This window comes from Sphingorhabdus rigui, from assembly GCF_014196595.1.
Lineage (GTDB): Bacteria > Pseudomonadota > Alphaproteobacteria > Sphingomonadales > Sphingomonadaceae > Sphingorhabdus_B > Sphingorhabdus_B rigui.
Genome location: NZ_JACIEA010000001.1, coordinates 1,604,925 through 1,620,887 on the forward strand (window position 1 = coordinate 1,604,925; position 15,963 = coordinate 1,620,887).

At 52.1% G+C, this 15,963-nt stretch carries 15 protein-coding genes; 6 read left to right on the forward strand and 9 right to left on the reverse strand.

Translation table 11 applies throughout. The features are described from left to right. Positions 1-48: 48 nt before the first annotated feature. Both GGR91_RS07440 and GGR91_RS07445 read right to left on the reverse strand, forming a co-directional pair. Positions 49-2,610, reverse strand: coding sequence for a cation-translocating P-type ATPase (locus GGR91_RS07440; RefSeq protein WP_183941450.1), 2,562 nt, complete (start codon positions 2,608-2,610; stop codon positions 49-51). A gap of 87 nt (positions 2,611-2,697) precedes the next feature. After that, positions 2,698-3,762 carry a zinc-binding dehydrogenase gene (locus tag GGR91_RS07445; protein ID WP_246337068.1) on the reverse strand — a complete coding sequence of 355 codons (1,065 nt, stop codon included), beginning with the start codon at positions 3,760-3,762 and terminating at the stop codon, positions 2,698-2,700. A 454-nt stretch (positions 3,763-4,216) separates the two neighbouring features. Between GGR91_RS07445 and GGR91_RS07450 the strand changes: the two genes are divergently transcribed. The 4 genes from GGR91_RS07450 to GGR91_RS07465 all read left to right on the forward strand — a co-directional run bounded on the left by GGR91_RS07450 (position 4,217) and on the right by GGR91_RS07465 (position 7,561). After that, on the forward strand, positions 4,217-4,939 hold the full coding sequence (locus GGR91_RS07450; RefSeq protein WP_183941452.1) for a hypothetical protein: 723 nt from the start codon (positions 4,217-4,219) through the stop codon (positions 4,937-4,939). Positions 4,940-4,950: 11 nt separating this feature from the next. Next, positions 4,951-5,841 carry a helix-hairpin-helix domain-containing protein gene (locus GGR91_RS07455; protein WP_183941453.1) on the forward strand — a complete coding sequence of 297 codons (891 nt, stop codon included), beginning with the start codon at positions 4,951-4,953 and terminating at the stop codon, positions 5,839-5,841. A 249-nt stretch (positions 5,842-6,090) separates the two neighbouring features. Continuing rightward, positions 6,091-6,777 (forward strand): Crp/Fnr family transcriptional regulator, encoded by a 687-nt coding sequence (locus GGR91_RS07460; RefSeq protein ID WP_183941454.1) that lies wholly within the window; start codon positions 6,091-6,093, stop codon positions 6,775-6,777. Positions 6,778-6,832: 55 nt separating this feature from the next. Next, positions 6,833-7,561 (forward strand): PAS domain-containing protein, encoded by a 729-nt coding sequence (locus tag GGR91_RS07465; RefSeq protein WP_221204227.1) that lies wholly within the window; start codon positions 6,833-6,835, stop codon positions 7,559-7,561. A 221-nt stretch (positions 7,562-7,782) separates the two neighbouring features. Here the strand turns inward: GGR91_RS07465 and GGR91_RS07470 are convergent, their stop codons facing one another. After that, positions 7,783-8,067 carry a response regulator transcription factor gene (locus tag GGR91_RS07470; protein WP_322788779.1) on the reverse strand — a complete coding sequence of 95 codons (285 nt, stop codon included), beginning with the start codon at positions 8,065-8,067 and terminating at the stop codon, positions 7,783-7,785. A gap of 323 nt (positions 8,068-8,390) precedes the next feature. Here GGR91_RS07470 and GGR91_RS07475 point away from each other — a divergent pair, with 323 nt between their 5' ends. Both GGR91_RS07475 and GGR91_RS07480 read left to right on the forward strand, forming a co-directional pair. Continuing rightward, a complete protein-coding gene (locus tag GGR91_RS07475) occupies positions 8,391-9,107 on the forward strand; it encodes a helix-turn-helix domain-containing protein (protein WP_183941456.1) in 717 nt (238 codons plus the stop codon). A 240-nt stretch (positions 9,108-9,347) separates the two neighbouring features. Then, on the forward strand, positions 9,348-10,520 hold the full coding sequence (locus GGR91_RS07480; protein ID WP_183941457.1) for a transporter: 1,173 nt from the start codon (positions 9,348-9,350) through the stop codon (positions 10,518-10,520). A 74-nt stretch (positions 10,521-10,594) separates the two neighbouring features. Here the strand turns inward: GGR91_RS07480 and GGR91_RS07485 are convergent, their stop codons facing one another. From GGR91_RS07485 to GGR91_RS07510, 6 genes are all read right to left on the reverse strand, one after another. Further along, positions 10,595-11,185 (reverse strand): hypothetical protein, encoded by a 591-nt coding sequence (locus GGR91_RS07485; protein WP_183941458.1) that lies wholly within the window; start codon positions 11,183-11,185, stop codon positions 10,595-10,597. Positions 11,186-11,194: 9 nt separating this feature from the next. After that, positions 11,195-11,947, reverse strand: a complete 753-nt coding sequence (locus GGR91_RS07490; protein WP_183941459.1) for a C39 family peptidase — start codon at positions 11,945-11,947, stop codon at positions 11,195-11,197. A gap of 46 nt (positions 11,948-11,993) precedes the next feature. Continuing rightward, complete coding sequence (locus GGR91_RS07495; RefSeq protein WP_183941460.1) at positions 11,994-12,413, reverse strand: hypothetical protein; 420 nt, start codon at positions 12,411-12,413, stop codon at positions 11,994-11,996. A gap of 92 nt (positions 12,414-12,505) precedes the next feature. Beyond that, positions 12,506-13,012, reverse strand: coding sequence for a hypothetical protein (locus tag GGR91_RS07500; protein ID WP_183941461.1), 507 nt, complete (start codon positions 13,010-13,012; stop codon positions 12,506-12,508). Positions 13,013-13,071: 59 nt separating this feature from the next. Further along, complete coding sequence (locus GGR91_RS07505; protein WP_221204228.1) at positions 13,072-13,731, reverse strand: hypothetical protein; 660 nt, start codon at positions 13,729-13,731, stop codon at positions 13,072-13,074. 329 nt (positions 13,732-14,060) lie between these two features. Continuing rightward, positions 14,061-15,551 (reverse strand): FG-GAP repeat domain-containing protein, encoded by a 1,491-nt coding sequence (locus GGR91_RS07510; RefSeq protein ID WP_183941463.1) that lies wholly within the window; start codon positions 15,549-15,551, stop codon positions 14,061-14,063. Positions 15,552-15,963: the final 412 nt, after the last annotated feature.

Below are 15,963 nucleotides of genomic sequence, written 5' to 3' on the forward strand. Positions count from 1 at the left end.
AACATCGATAATGATGACCTGCCGATGTTGCTGGTGCGATAGGTATTGCTACGGATAATGTGCTGTCGTTGAGAGCGGTTTAAACAGAACCATCTTCATAAATTGCAAGAGTAATATTGCACCCGCGCCTGTGGCAATCGCGATAGTCAGATCCTGAATTCCCAACGGCGCAAATTCGAGCAGGGATGTGGTTGCCGGAATTAGCAGTATCGCAGAAGAAATGCAGACCACGCTAGCCAAGACATAGATCAGTGCACGGTTTTGTCGCCGTAATGCGGTAAAAATTGATCCATGGAACGAGCGATTTATGATGATCAGCGACAATATCGAAGCGACGAGTGCAAAGAAAACCAGTGTCCTGACCTGCGCATCACTATAGCCCTTCCAGATTGCAAAAGCATAGACGCCGGCCAGTAGAACGAAGCTCACCCCGCCCTGAAAAATGCTCCACATTATCATCCCCCAGGAAAATAGCTTCTCATCAGGTGCGCGGGGCGGACGGGTCATAATATCGGACTCGTCTTCTTCCGCCTCAAACACAAACGCACATACAGGGTCGATCACCATTTCGAGCAGCGCGATATGAATGGGTCCGAACAAGAGCGGCATACCGATCAGGAGCGGCCCAAGAGCAAATCCGGCAATCGGGACATGGACAGCGAAGATAAAGGCCATGGCCTTTCGGATATTGTCGTAGATGCGGCGACCGAACGCAATTGCCTTAACGATAGAACCGAAATCATCGTCCAGCAGGACGATGGATGACGCTTCGCGCGCAACATCAGTGCCGCGATTCCCCATTGCGATACCAATATGTGCCGCCTTTAATGAAGGCGCATCGTTGACCCCGTCCCCTGTCATGGCAACGATTTCGCCGGAGGCTTTCAATGCTTCCACGATCCGCAGTTTTTGTTCGGGCATGGTTCTGGCGCACACCGTCACCTTGGCCAGCCGGTCAGCCACGTGCGCATCATCAAGCGCATCCAGTTCAGCGCCGATGAGGATTTCGCCGTCGGCAAATCCGGCCTGTAATGCAATTGACCGCGCGGTTTTGGCATAGTCGCCGGTTATCATCATGACCCGCACACCCGCGGCCCGGCACGCAGCCACGGCATCAGGTACGCTGGTCCGTAAAGGGTCAGCGAGGCCAATCAGCCCAATCAGTGAGAAATGATAATCGCAATGCGATTTTGCTGGCTGCAGATCCATACTATCGGCAGCGGCTACACCCAGAACACGTATGCCCTGTTCGGCCATCATATCGGCGGCTTGTGCAAGTTTTCCTGCTTCGCTTGCGCTCAACCGGCATAAGGTCGCAATTGCCTCTGGCGCGCCCTTGGCTGCGACGACCAGCTTCTCCGGGGTTTGCCATACATTCGACATTGCGAGCAAGTCGGGGCGCAGGCCGTAATTACAAACAAATTTCCATTCTGGAGTGCTTTGCTGCTTTGATGATTGGCCAGCCTCGTGGATCGCAACCTCCATCGGATCGACGGTGGCGACTGCACTGGCGGATATTCCAGTATCGATCAGTTTCCCATATTCTTTGGGAATGGTCCGATAATCATCAATTTTCGTCGTGCCTTTGTCGGGTATCCACAAATGGGTGACCGCCATACGGTTCACCGTCAACGTGCCGGTCTTGTCTGTACATAATATCGTGGTCGCTCCCAACGTCTCTATCGCCGCAGCGCGCCGGGTCAGAACGCGCACTTTGCTGATCCGCCAAGCGCCCACCGCGAGGAAGATGGTCAACACAACCGGAAATTCCTCTGGCAGCATGGACATGCCAATCGAAATTCCTGCGAGCAGCGCGTCAAGCCAACTGCCGCGGGTCATCCCATATAATAAGGCGACCGCAATCGCGACAGATGTACCGCCAACGGCACACAGCCTGACGATCTGCATCGTTTCGAGCCTGAGCCGGGGTGCCTCGGGATCAAGCGCGGCCAATGATTTTCCGATCAGCCCGATTTGGGTCGAAAGCCCCGTTGCGGTAACGCAGGCGGCGCCGCTTCCGCGGGTTATGATAGATCCCGAATAGACCATGGGCTGATCTTCGCCCCCGGGCCGCAATGCTCCGACATATTCGTCAGCCGACGCGGCACGCTTGATAACAGGCAGAGATTCCCCGGTGAGGAGCGATTCATCGACTTGAAGATCGTTTGTGGCCAGGAGGACTGCATCAGCGGCAATCCGGTCACCTTGATCGAGCAGCAAGAGATCGCCGCGCACCACATCCCGGCCGGCCACACGTTGCCGCTCCCCATCGCGAATGACAAGCGCGCGCGGAGCTGACAAATCGCGCAGTGCATCGAGTACATGCTCGGTCCGGCTTTCCTGCATGATTGTCACCATGACGGAAAAGGATGCAAAGGCCGTCAGGATTAATGCCTCTGTAAGATCGCCGAGCAACAGATAAGCCAGCCCGCCGAGCATCAGCAGTGCGAGCATCGGTTCACGTACAACATCAAGTATAATGCGGAAAAGCGATCGTTTCCCTGATTTGGGGAGCATGTTGGGGCCGTCTTCGGCCAAGCGTTTCGTCGCCTCTGCAGTCGACAGTCCCGCAATGTTGCTCAAGGCGTTCAGAGTGAAGGGTTCGGACATTATTGTGCAGTTTTGCCCGCTGCACATCAGCATACTATCAGGACTTTACCGGACTGGGGGATGGGCGCGTTCATTGGCGCGGTATTTTTATGGTTTGATGGCCACTTTCAACACGCCGTCGCGCTGGTGCGCAAACACATCATAGGCGGTCTCGACATCGTCAAGGCTGAAATGGTGCGTCACCAGTGCCTTTGAATCGAATCTGCCCGATGCCACGACCTCCATTAACCTTCGCATCCGCTCCTTGCCGCCAGGGCAAAGCGTCGTGACGATGCTGTGATCGCCAAGCCCGGCGGCAAAGGCGTCGAGCGGGATTTTAAGATCATTTGAGTACACGCCAAGCGAAGATAGCCTGCCGCCTGGTCGAAGTACGCGAAGCGCGCCCTCGAATGTCGATTGCTGTCCCAATGCCTCGATTGCGACATCGACACCACGCCCGCTGGTCAACCGCATGACTTCAGATACGGGGTCGGTTCTGGAAAAGTCGACAACATGGTCCGCGCCCATATGCTTGGCCATATCGAGCCGTTCCGTGATGTTATCGATCGCAATGATATTTGAAGCCCCCATCAACCGGGCGCCTGCTGTTGCACATAGTCCGATTGGTCCCTGAGCAAAAATGGCAACGCTGTCGCCGATGCGGATATGTCCAGCTTCGGCACCGCCCATACCGGTCGACATGATGTCGGGGCACATCAATACCTGCTCATCGCTGATGCCATCGGGTATCACGGCAAGGTTGGCCATTGCGTCAGGCACGATCAGATAGTCCGCTTGCGCCCCGTCGATGGTGTTGCCCAACCGCCAGCCACCCATCGACTGCCAGCCATGAGGCGTGTGGCATCCGCATTGCGAGTGAAATCCCAATAATGATGCGTTGGACGTGCCGGACGGCGTGATGGCGCCCGCAATCACGCGCTGTCCGACCTCGAATCCTTCAACGGCACTGCCCAGTTGCTCAATCACACCAACGGGCTCGTGGCCTATGGTTAGTCCCGATTTTACGGCATACTCGCCTTTCAGGATATGGATATCAGTGCCGCAGATTGTCGTGAGGGTAATGCGGATCAAAGCATCTTTGGGGCCCGGAACCGGCATAGGCTTTTCGCCGAGAATGATCTTACCGGGCTCGATAAATATTGCTGCACGCATTTTGCTTGGCATGGCAGATACCTCTCGGATTGGATCGTAAACTTACGCTCTTCGATTGCGGGTAGCTTAGGCCCAATTTGACACAATCCAATCCGGATAGGTCCTTAGGGTCAGGACCTATTAAATGCGCCTTCGCGGTTTGAGGCCATATTGTTCAGTGCAAGGCGGTAAGCGCCGGACTTAGTTGTTCTAAGTCCAAGCTTGCCAACGCAGCAATGGACAATATGGGTCAAATCCGAAGGACGCCAAAATGGCTTCGATCTCAAAGCAAAATGCCCTTGCAGGCAGAATAACTGCCTGCGGCGGACATTTTACTTCGATATCTTTGCCATTTTGACGCCGCGATGGTGCATTTAATAGGTCCTGACCCTAGGTACAACAGGATGAAACCCTGAGAATCTGTCTATCGAAATCATGGCAACGATTGCCCGATTTTGGCAGGTGAAGTCGCGCAATGGATAGCGGATACTACGTAGTTACTTCAGGCGAAAAATTGTGTTTATCGATTTTTTTCGAGCCGAAGGATGCGGTGTCGTGCCATCCTATCGGCGTTTGCCGTTGGAGATTCATTATGAAAATGTCCGTATTTTATCCAGCTATTCTGATGGGTGCGTCTTTGATGATCAGCGGTTGCAGCGAACAAGCTGAACCAGAACAGGAAACGGACAAGGCCGTATCCGCAAGCGATGTGAAAGACGCAGCACGGCAACGTCTCACCAAAGCAGAGCAAAGCGCAGAGGTAGCCGCTGCTGAAGTAGTGCAAGCCGCTAAGTTATCGGTAACGGCGGCGAAGCTAGCTGTCGCTTCTGCTGCGCAAAAGGATAAGCAGGCCGCAATGGAACTCGCCTCTAAAACCGAGGCTGCTGCCGTTCGGGCCGAGGAAAGAATCAAGGTCACCAACTCTGAAATCGCTGGAGTGGTGAATGAAAATGCCAAAAAGGCTGAGTCGCTAGCCAAAGCCTCCGTTGCCGCATCCCGCGATGCGCTTGCAAAAACCAAGGCTTCTGTCGAAGCGGGTGCCAAATCTGACGCCGCTGCAGCAAAAGCTGCGGCTTTGGAAGCGGAACAGGCGGCCAACAAAGCGGCTTCGGCTGCGGTTGAGGCAAGCAAAGCCGCTGCGGTTGCTGCAAAAGAAACATGGAAGAAAGAAATGAACGAAACCGGCCAGCAAGACTGACTGCGTGCACCATGTCGTCTGCCCGAACGGTGCGTAATCACACAAACGGGTTTGAAACCAATGCTACCATAGCGTCACATCTGCGTGAAGCGGCAGCCTTGTTGAAAGCACAACAGGCGAGCCCGTACCGCAGCCTCGCCTACCTCAAGGCGGCCAGCACGATTGAGAAATTGGGGGAGGATATTTCAGTCGTTGCCAAACGCGGCATGAGCGCGCTTGATGCATTGCCCAATGTCGGCCTGGGCATTGGCGCCGCAATTCTTGAAATGCTCTCCACGGGCCAATGGTCGCAGCTCGATCGCATGCGTGGGACCCTTAAACCCGAGGCGGCGTTTCAGATCGTTCCCGGTATAGGACCTGTTCTGGCGCACGAAATTCATGAATATCTTCATGTCGACACACTCGAAGCGCTCGAAGCAGCAGCACATGACGGACGGCTCGCGCAGGTTCCGGGTATTGGTCCAAAGCGACTTTCGATTATTCGCATCGCCCTGAACGAAATTCTCTCACAACGGGGAACAAGGCGCACCGTTCATCGACCGCACACTTTGCCGCCTATCGCTCTCCTTTTGAGTGTCGATCTTGAATACCGCACAAAAGCACGAGACGGGCAACTTCGCCTCATCGCACCGAAACGTCTCAACCCCGAAGGGCGGGCGTGGCTCCCAATTCTGCATACGGAAATTGAGCCTTGGCATTTTACGGCTCTCTATTCCAACACGGCGCTGGCCCATCAATTGGGAAAGACCAATGATTGGGTAATCATCTTCTATGGCACAGGCAATCAGCCCGAAGGCCAATGCACCGTGGTTACCGAAACGTCAGGTGCCTTGAAGGGGCAACGTGTCGTGCGGGGGCGTGAAGATGAGAGCAAACAGATCGCGCGTGCAATTTGTCATTAGAAATCCGTTTGCGCAAATCAGCGTCTCCACCCAGTTTCCATTATGACAAGCCGACAAACCCGTTTTCGTGCTGGGCATGCTATCTACCAGAAATTTAACTCAAATTTAGTTAGTTTTGTACGACACCGTACAGACAACTAATGGTCTTGTCATCCACGAGGTCGTGCACGATATCAGCTCAATCGGTTGCTGATGCTAAAGGGCGCAGCCGGCAGAAAGTAGTGCTCCCGCCCCTTTTTTTTGGGTTATATGGTGCCGCATCCGGATCAATCGACAGTCTCCAACCATCTTTTAAAGGCGATGTCACCTCGTGATTTTGCGAGTCTTGCTCCGTATCTTGTGCGCGTGGACTTGCCGCGAGGTCATATCTTGTCGATGCCAGGACAAGTTATCGAACATTGCTGGTTTCTCGAAGCCGGTATTGCGTCAATGGTGATGGCAACGCACGATGGACGTGAAACAGAAGCAAGCATTGTCGGGTATGAAGGTATGGTCGATGTAGCGACGATACTTGGGGAGCAAGAGACGGCTTTGCGCTGTTTTATGCAATTGCCAGGTCACGGATATCGCATTTCTGCCAGAGCGTTAGCTAAAGCTGTTGACGAAAGTGTAACACTGCGATCGTCGTTGCACCGCTTTATGTATAGCGTTCTCATACAGATTGCACAAACCGCACTTGCCAATGCATCCTTCACCGTCGAGCAAAGGCTCGCGCGTTGGTTGCTCATGTGTTCAGATCGCTTGGTGGAAGAAGAAATTGCGCTGACCCACGAGTTTCTATCCGTCATGCTGAATGTACGGAGGGCCGGGGTAACTCTTGCAATACAATCACTTCAAAGCGCCGGTATGCTTGTCGCGGAACGGCGTAAGATACGCATTGCTGACAGGGGGCGACTCGAAGAATTATCGTCGGACGCGTATGCCCCACTTCGTTAAATAAGAAACAGCATATCCTTACTGTGGCCAATATACATCAACTAATCCCTAACTGGTGTCCTTTCATCATGAATTGACAGGTAAAAATACCCATTTGTACGTCAGCGTACAGACCGCTGGCGGCAGACAGTGGTTTTTTCATTATATGTTAATAGTTTCAACCACTGAAATGAACGCTGCTAACCCAGTCACGATGCGCCGCTTTATAATAAGCTGCAATATCGAACGACTAACGCGGGTGCTCAATTCACCTGACTTTACAGATAACCGTAACTATTTACAAAGCCTAGTCCATCACTACCGGCAGCAATTGGCGCTATTCGATGCAGGCGAATATGGAGCATGTGGTGAATTAGGGCAGGAATTGAACGCTAAGTGCGATGGCAGTTGTGTTGACGCCGATGAATTAGAGATTGACGGTATCGAAACGGTTTTGCCAACGATAATTCTCGATCCGGGTCCAGGCCTGAAAATTTTGTTTGTGAATGAAGCGTTTACAACTGAAACCGGGCTTTCAAACGGGCAGCTGGTTGGTCGTCCGATTTTTGATGTATTTCCCGAAAATCCTGAATCGTCGGAATCCGAATGCATCAGTCATACATTTAATTCAATCAACCAAATGACGAGTTTAAAAGAGCCACAAACCCTAACGCATCAGCGCTATGATATTGGCAATTGTGATGGTGGTTTTGCGGAATGTTATTGGCGAATGGAGTTCAGGCCGTTGCTATGCGTAAATGAACAAGTTAAGTTCATTGAAATGGTCCTCGTGAAACTTCATTAAGATGGTTAGACCTTAATGCTTGTGCGATAAAATTCGCTGAACAGCCGAAGCATATGCAATAAGTCAAGCGGCAACATTGCCTGTATCAGGCACCAAAATTGCTAACGCGATGACCATAACCTACCCTCGCCGGATTGACGGACGCGTCGGTTTGGATGAAGCCAGTTTTTCTGTTTGGCGACGACCGCCGCAATTGATCATGTAACGGGTGGATAAAAAGATCAGTATTCGTCTTTAGATAGCATTAAAATTCCTGACTCTAACGCTAACGTGACCATATGGGTGCGGTTTCTTGCCCTAGTCTTAAGCCGCACGTTTTCGATATGGCGTTCGACGGTACGCGGCGCAATTTCGATTTCTTGCGCAACTTCCTTTGCAGAAAGGCCTTGGGCGACGAGTTCAAGAACTTGCTGCTCGCGTGCTGTCAATATTGGCATGCCGTTTACAGGATCCAATTCCAACATAGTAACAAACTCCCAGAAATCGAAAGACTCGATTTTTTTCACCGTTTGCGACCCGGTTAGAATATTCGCCGCTTCCGTTGCGGTCTAAGTTTACGATTATGCTTGGGCTTTACGTCCCTCTCAATGTCTAGCTACCCGAAGCTTAATAAGCCGCCATGTAACCGAAGCAACTAATAAAGATCCGACCAATAACCCACTCTAAATCATACCGAATGGTAAAGTATATCTAGTAGAATCCCCTACGTTAATTCCTGCCGTGAAAGCCATACGCATTATTCCGAATGGCAGTCGAATGGGAAGCCGCATACCTTGCGCAACATAATAAAAAGAGAGACGGGCCGCGCCGACCATACAGGAGATATCAAATGCTTAGGCTACGCGGCCATACCGACATCGGATCCACGTCCAAAAACGCCAATGATCCCGGTACCATTTTGAAATTTCGCAAGGGTGAAATTGTGTATGCGCAAGGCGACCCCGCGACTGACTGGTTTGAAGTCATGTTGGGAACCGTACGAACCTGCCTTTTGTACAGTGATGGGCACCGTCAACTAACCGGCTTTTTCTATCCTGGGGATGTTTTCGGCATCGATCGCGGTCGTTACGCTTCATCGGCAGAAGCGGTCACAGCAGTGACGCTGCGCCGCTGTGGCAGGGGGTTTGGCGAGGACCTTCGGCCCAGCGGAGCGCCGCCTATGCATAGTGCGCTACGCAGTGCGTTGGATAGCGCACATGCCTGCATTTTTCTGCTTGGCCGCAGGACTGCAGCGGAACGTCTCGCGGCGTTCCTGCTCGTAACAGCCAAGCGCTTCCCGATAGATAAGCCCTTCGAACTTCCCATGTCACGATCGGATATTGCCGATCATCTCGGCCTGACCATCCATACCGTCAGCCGAACATTGTCCGAATTTGTCCGTCGAGACCTCATCAGCCTGGATAGCCCACACTCGGTTATGATTAAGGATTATGCGAGCTTACAGTTGCTTGCTGATGGCGATGATGACGCGGATCTTCCACTAAAGAGCACCCTACCGCATGCCAATGTGAATAGTGCCAGTTTGACCGCAGGATACGGGAGCTAACGGATGACTATTTCGCATTTAGAAAAAAGTGTGCTCCGCACGCTGGGCCTTGCCACATCATTAACGGCACTGACGATCTCATCGCAAGCCCACGCTACTACCGAACCGCAGCCGTCGTCAGAAACAGCGAATGAGACGCTCAGGCATTTTGACCTCGCTTACATAAAGGCAGACGACGAGCGACATGCTGATCGCAACGGACCGCCAAAACCTCAAAGGGCCGATAGCACTGCGATACAATTGTCGATCATTGCTGCAGAATTGGCGGCACAGCGGGAGCTGATTGCAAAGCAAAACGCGATAATAGCGAAGCAACAACTTGCGATCGATATGTTGGTTCAAAAGCAGCTGGCAAATTCGGACTTGGGTGCGCTACGCGGTGCCGGACTGGGTGGCGCCATGCAAGCAATCGCTCCAGTTTCGCGTGAAACCACGCAAATGATGCCGGATGCTCCGGTCGGCGAAGCGCCGCCGCCAGAGCCCACCGTGCAAAGCAAAGTTGAAGCCGTGCCTGAAGGTCAAGGTGTCCTGACCCCCGCAGGCCGAATGGTGCTCGATTCCTCGTTCGAATATACCGGCAGCTCGACGAACCGGCTTGTGTTTCGGGGCATTGAACTGGTGCCTGGAATTCAAATCGGATTGATCGAGGCATCTGATGCTGACCGCACGACGCTGGTTACAACATTGGCCGCCCGCTATGGGCTCACCAACCGCCTAGAAGTTGAGGCGCGCGCGCCTGCCCTTTATCGCTGGGACCGGATCGAGGTGGCACAGCAACGTGACGAAGGCATTGTACGCACCATTGCGCTCAAAGAACGCGATATCGGCGATGTAGAATTTGCGCTGCGCTACCAACTCAACCGGCCGCGCGGACAGAGGCCGATCTGGGTTGCCAATCTCCGCGTCAAATCGGACACCGGGAAAAGCCCATTTGAGGTCACCTATGACGAATTTGGCGTGGCCACTGGCTTATCGACTGGCTCAGGATTCTGGGCCGTGCAACCAGGGGTCAGCATGCTTTTGCCGTCCGATCCGGCTGTGATTTTCGGCAGCCTGGGCTACCTTTATCATATACCGCGCAATATTGATCGTACCATTGGCGGAGCCTTCATCGGCCGTGTCGATCCGGGCGATGCAATCAGCGGTAACCTCGGTTTTGGATTTGCGCTCAATCCACGCTTTTCCTTCTCGATGGGCTATCGTCATAGCTATATCTTCCCATCCACACAGGAAATCGGCAGCAGTGTCGAACGATCCAACCGGGCACAAGTCGGCAGTTTTACATTTGGAATGTCGTATAGGCTCAGCCCCCGCCAATCAGTCAATTTTGGCTTCGAGTTCGGCGCGACGGCTGATGCGCCGGACGTAGCTGTATCGGTCCGCTTTCCCCTTGGCATCAACCTGCGGAAATAAAATTCGACTGCATGAAAGGCGGCCAACCATCACTGGATGGTCCGCCTTTCATTATAATGGCATGTACAATCTTTTTACCCGCCAAACGCACCAGAGATCGCTCGGGTCACATCATCGCCAAGGCTGCGGCTCAGCTGATCCGAGGTGACAGTCGCGGCAAAGCCGTCATACCCTTGCAGATCGAGCGTTGCGGTAACATCCTGCGTTGCAGTAATGTTGCTTTCTGTATTGACCAGAATATTTTGCAGCGCGCCTTCATTGCCATGGATGATTGCCGTGCGGCCTTCATTGGCTAGAAACACCTGGCTGTCCCCAACATTCATCCGGATCGCCCCGTTCGACAGGACGTTGTTGCGGAGAGCGTCGGCATCAGCCAGTGTCAGTCCTGTCCCAACCGTCTGAGCGCGGTTATAACCGTTTTCATCCATCGTTATAACGGTCTGCAGCACCAGTTCGCTGTTCAGAAATGTGCGGATATCGGCACCAAGTTTGATTTCCATGCCGGCAAATTGAAAACCGCCGCGCTGTTCGCTCAATTCGTCATCGCTGATCGACGGTTCCGCAAAAACGGCCTCATCGTCGATCGGCGGCTCAGCAGTAGCCGGAAGCAGCGGCAGTATGACTAGGGCGGCCAAAGCAGCCCGTTTCAAAGAGGGGCGATACATGATTTTTCCTTACGGTATGGTGCCGACGCGGACGTCGAGCAATATGGTGGGGGTGAGCTGGTACTCCGGCGGCAAATGACTTGTCAGGTCGCCAACGGAAACCGCCAGCGCGTCATTTCCTTCTTCCAGCGGCGCTTGCGACCACGGACCCCAATCGCCGGCCATATTGAATTTGGGCCGTTTCGGCTCGGGTGTTTTGACAATAGCAAGTGCAATGCCATTCCACATTCTTTCAAAGTCCCGCGTTGAATATTGCGTCAGGCCAAGGACAGAGTCGCCGGTCAAAACACGGTTGGCCGATATGCCCTTGATGACCACAAAATGCTTAAACCCATTCAAATCGAGCAAAACGATGAGCGGGCGTTTGATTTTTTGTAGGTCCGCGACTTTCAGCCGGAATCCTTCCGTAGTGTAACCCAGATCGGTCAGGTAATCCTTCATGTCGAACATTGAAAATCCAACCTTGCGGATCAATGCCTTGTCGCCTTTGGCCCACATTGCTTTGAAGGGCTCTTGTTCGCTTGTCGGCCGGTCGTAATGGTGCGTCAGGATTGTGGCGACCGCCGCTGATCCGCAGCTGAAATCATAACGCTGCCGCACAACAGTGCGGAAAGGGATTTCCCACCAGCTCATGACCGAAACACTAAAGTCGCCGCCGCTTTCGCGGCCTAACTGTACCTCGGCTTGGGTCGATGTGCTTTGGGCGGCCAGTACAAGTGCGGTTGCACCCAACGCCGCGCCTCTGATCCAAGAATGGATCATGGAAGTCCTCCTATGTTGGCGTTCCTTATTTCTATGTTGGCGTTCCTTATTTGCCGATATTGATCGTCAGGTTCATGCCCGTCTGCAGGCTCACCTGCGCGCCGGTGTTGATCAAGATGTTCCCAACGCCATTGAAGCTGGACAGCGCGCTATCAGACAGAGTGACATCGCCCGCCAAAAAGTCACCATTGAGTACGTTGCCTTGCGTAATCGCGGTCAATGTCTGGTTCGTCACGATGAGCTGTTCGCCGCCGCGCTGTGTGTCTAATTCGGAATTTGCAACAACATGCTTAGATCGCGGCTTTGTCAAATTAATGGGCATTTTTGCGGTCACCACAATCATGTCTTCTTGCTGTGTCGGAGGGGCCACTGAGCCGTGATCTGCGGCTATCGTCTGCGCTACCGACGGTGCCGAACAAATTGAGGCACACATTGCGGTTGCTGCAATTGTAATTTCTCTAAACATGGACTTTACTCCATAATCGCTCTTGAAAAAGCAGTTGGCCGAGCGGGTTTCGGGTATTGGGGAGAGCCGCTCGGCCTCTTGGGGATGACGCGTTAGTCTGCGCCGCCACCAGCACTGTCGCTCGGGTTGACGCCGAAGTTGACCGTACCTTGAGCCGCGATGTTGGTCGCTGCCTGGGTGTTAGCATTGATCCCAGTGTTCCATGCCTGATTGGCAATTCCGGCAAATGCCGCAAAGGCATTGTCGTTCACCGAGTTGCGGCCGCTGTTGTAACCAACGGCAGTTTCATGTTCATCGTCGCCATCAAGATCGACAACTTCATCAAGTTCCGAGTTGGAATTGACAGAATGCAGCTCTTGGTATGCAGCAAGGTGCGTGTTGTTATTCGCAGCATAGCTCTTGCTTACCGAATGGCTGACACTGTCGGGGCTGTTATCCTGATAAAATTCATCGAGATAGTCATTGACGACATTCGTTTGGCTCAGGAATCCGCCGCCGTTATCACTGGCATCATTATTCTGATTCTGGTCATTGGCAGATGCCGGAGCCGCAATGGCTAAGACGAATGCGGGGACCAATAGGATCGCAATTTTCTTCATGTTAATTCTCCTTTTGGCGGTGGATCACAATGGTGGATTGGCACCGCCTTGTTGAATGTTCAGTCACCGCCACTGCCGCCAGAACCGGCATCGGCAGCGGCAGCAGAGTTCACGCCGAAATTGACGGTGCCCTGAGCTGCGATGTTGGTCGCTGCCTGCGTGTTGGCGTTAATGCCAGTGTTCCAAGATTGGTTGAGAATGCCGGCATAGGCAGCGAATGCATTGTCGTTCACCGAGTTGCTTCCGCTGTTATAGCCGACAGCAGTTTCGTCTTTGTCTTCGCCGTCAAGATCAACGACTTCGTCGAGCATCGAGTTGCTGTTTTCTGCAAAGAGATACTGCTTGGCCACGATCATAGTGTTGCCATTTTTTTCACTACTGGCGCTATAATCCATGGTCATTGTGTCGGCAGCGTTGTCCTGATAGTAGCTGTCGATCAGGTCATTCCATACAGTCGTGGTGCTGCCTGTTCCGCCGCCGTTGTTGCCGGCATTGTTACCCTGATTCTGATCATTTGCGATGGCTGCGCTTGACAAGCCAAGGCCGATCACAAGAACAGAAGCGGTCATGAGTTTCTTCATCTTCATCACTCTTCTCCATTGGTAAGATAATCCCGCATTGGCCCCTGTTTGGCGGGCCCGAGAATATCGGCTTAATCCGCAATCTACGGACCCCGAATGGATAGTGGATTTTTCAATCGGCGATTTGCGATAAGGCAATTTTCGATCGGTGAAATTACGTGGTCATATTTGGCTGTCACGAAACGCCATATGCTACCAATCGTTTGAGATAGGTTCGATGACCATTCAAAGCCTAGGTTCAGGACCTATGAAAGTACTTACATTTTGAGACATAGAACCAATTGCGGGGCTTCAGATATTGACCAATTCATTGAAGCAAATGGTGCACCGTGGATGATGAAGTCGATAACATTTATGTCTTTGATATAGCGATATAAAAATTCAAAGAAGGTTGTTAATTCTTATGAGTAGCATCAGTTTTTTCTTATCTTAGAGCAAGATTTCTTGATCCTGCGAAGTCTTGAAGTTCACATTGGCTTTTGAAAGTCCAGTTCGTAAACGGTTAGGGCAAAGGTGTTTTCGGTACTCGAACCACCTGTGTATTCGAAATATGAAAGCTCCTGTTTGCCGTCTGCGTTAAAGTCGTCAACAGCAATCAATCTTCCGACAGCGTTATTCCGCAGTGTTGTGGTCAGTCTGGTGAATTTCCCTGCGCCTTTGTTAAAATAGACCATCAAGCGCCCGTCATTAAGGCCGTGCAGGATGTCGACCAGTCCATCTCTGTCAAGATCACTAATGAAAACATCAGATGACCACTCCAACCGGTTGGCCATTATGTAGTTCTGGTCTTGGGGAAGTGCAGTTTCCGTGGTGTCCGTGAACTTTCCGCCGTCGTTACGTAAGATTTGGATATAATTCCCGCCATAGTAAGGCACGTATCGCGAGTATAATATGACCAAATCTTGGTCGCCGTCATTATCTATGTCGGTATCTTTTGTCTCCATATGGAGGCTAGTGTTAATGCCATACAGGCTGGGAGGCAGAGCAATCCGGTCTTCAAAACTGAATTGACCGTTCCGGTTTATGAACAAAAAGCTCGGCGTGGAGCCATGGCCGAAACCAGCAATCAGATCAGCGTATTTGTCTCCATTCACATCGACCAAATGCAGATCGAGAAGTAAGTTGTTGTTTTCATTACCCTCGGAATTTGGGTTTGTTACAGGCACGGAAAGCAGAGTTGCAGGGAAATTGTCGCTAGACGCCGTAAACTGGCCACTGGAAGTCTGCAGCAATATGGTAGGCGGGAAACCTCCCCATGGGTTCCAATTTCCTATCAATATATCGTCAAGACCATCGCCATTTATGTCACCTGTTGCCATCGAGTGGGCGTCGGTAGCGTTGTCTGGCAAGCCTTGCTTGGTTGTGATCCGCGGGAGGGCGTCCAACAGCGTCGTTACTACACCAGCCCTTTGCCCAATCAGAATTGCAGAACCGTGCGCCTTTGGATCGCCATAAACGCCGGATACATTGTGAGCGACAAAAAAGGCAGCGTTTTTGCCACCTACCGATAAGGTTGCGGCCCTTCTTGCGCCGAACACGGAAGGCATGGCTGCATTATGCGCCGGATCGTACATTAACCGTCCGTTTGTGTTTGATAGAAGTATGTAGGGCATTGCGGCATATGCAGGTGTTCCGTACGCTTTATTGAGCGGCACGACGACCTCGGGATAACCATCACGCTGGAAATCTATGCTGATACTTCCTTGCGGGAATATGCCAGCCAGTCCGCCTGAATAAACCACGCCTGCATATGTGTATTCTGGAACGACATCGCGGTTTGAAAAGCGGTGTGCCTCATACGCAAACTTGACCGTAACAAATGGTACGGAGGCAGGACTTGGCGCTTGAGTAGGAGTAAAGGGGGGAGATATCATTACGGGAGTTACAGACTGTGGTTGATCTCCACCGCACGCGGAAAGCGAGAATATCAGAAACAGGATACTTGCACGGTTTTTCATTTCGGCAGTCCTTATAACATTTCGTTCAGAAGCAATACTGAAACGCAGTCGCTCTTCAACCTATCTAAGTGCTTAGGTGATCTGTCCCAAAGCCCCCCAACCGGCGACAGAACCAAAACGCCTGGTTACATAAATGCATGGTTAAAGTAACGGCGAGATAGCGAAAGGCTGCTTATGTTTTAAGGTCTATCAGCTTATCGAGAGCTATGGTATTCCCAGATATAGTCACAAAATGGGCCCACGTCCCGAATTGTACATCATCGATATCAAACAAAAGATTCTTTATACTGATAGCTCAATACTAGACGGGTTCTCACCTTTTTTAAATCACATATCCGATGGCGTTTGCGCCATAGATTGCCTCGAAGCTTATTTCGTCGCCGAAGTTATCGTTGGCGAGGTTGTTCAGCGT

What these genes read in the sequence shown, in the direction of transcription:
- GGR91_RS07475 (WP_183941456.1), top strand. Translation starts at nt 8,391, where the DNA reads ATGCTTAGGCTACGCGGCCATACCGACATCGGATCCACGTCCAAAAAC.
- GGR91_RS07450 (WP_183941452.1), top strand. Translation starts at nt 4,217, where the DNA reads ATGGATAGCGGATACTACGTAGTTACTTCAGGCGAAAAATTGTGTTTA.
- GGR91_RS07495 (WP_183941460.1), bottom strand. Translation starts at nt 12,413, where the DNA reads ATGTTTAGAGAAATTACAATTGCAGCAACCGCAATGTGTGCCTCAATT.
- GGR91_RS07460 (WP_183941454.1), top strand. Translation starts at nt 6,091, where the DNA reads ATGGTGCCGCATCCGGATCAATCGACAGTCTCCAACCATCTTTTAAAG.
- GGR91_RS07440 (WP_183941450.1), bottom strand. Translation starts at nt 2,610, where the DNA reads ATGTCCGAACCCTTCACTCTGAACGCCTTGAGCAACATTGCGGGACTG.
- GGR91_RS07510 (WP_183941463.1), bottom strand. Translation starts at nt 15,551, where the DNA reads ATGAAAAACCGTGCAAGTATCCTGTTTCTGATATTCTCGCTTTCCGCG.
- GGR91_RS07455 (WP_183941453.1), top strand. Translation starts at nt 4,951, where the DNA reads ATGTCGTCTGCCCGAACGGTGCGTAATCACACAAACGGGTTTGAAACC.
- GGR91_RS07490 (WP_183941459.1), bottom strand. Translation starts at nt 11,947, where the DNA reads ATGATCCATTCTTGGATCAGAGGCGCGGCGTTGGGTGCAACCGCACTT.
- GGR91_RS07485 (WP_183941458.1), bottom strand. Translation starts at nt 11,185, where the DNA reads ATGTATCGCCCCTCTTTGAAACGGGCTGCTTTGGCCGCCCTAGTCATA.
- GGR91_RS07445 (WP_246337068.1), bottom strand. Translation starts at nt 3,762, where the DNA reads ATGCGTGCAGCAATATTTATCGAGCCCGGTAAGATCATTCTCGGCGAA.
- GGR91_RS07500 (WP_183941461.1), bottom strand. Translation starts at nt 13,012, where the DNA reads ATGAAGAAAATTGCGATCCTATTGGTCCCCGCATTCGTCTTAGCCATT.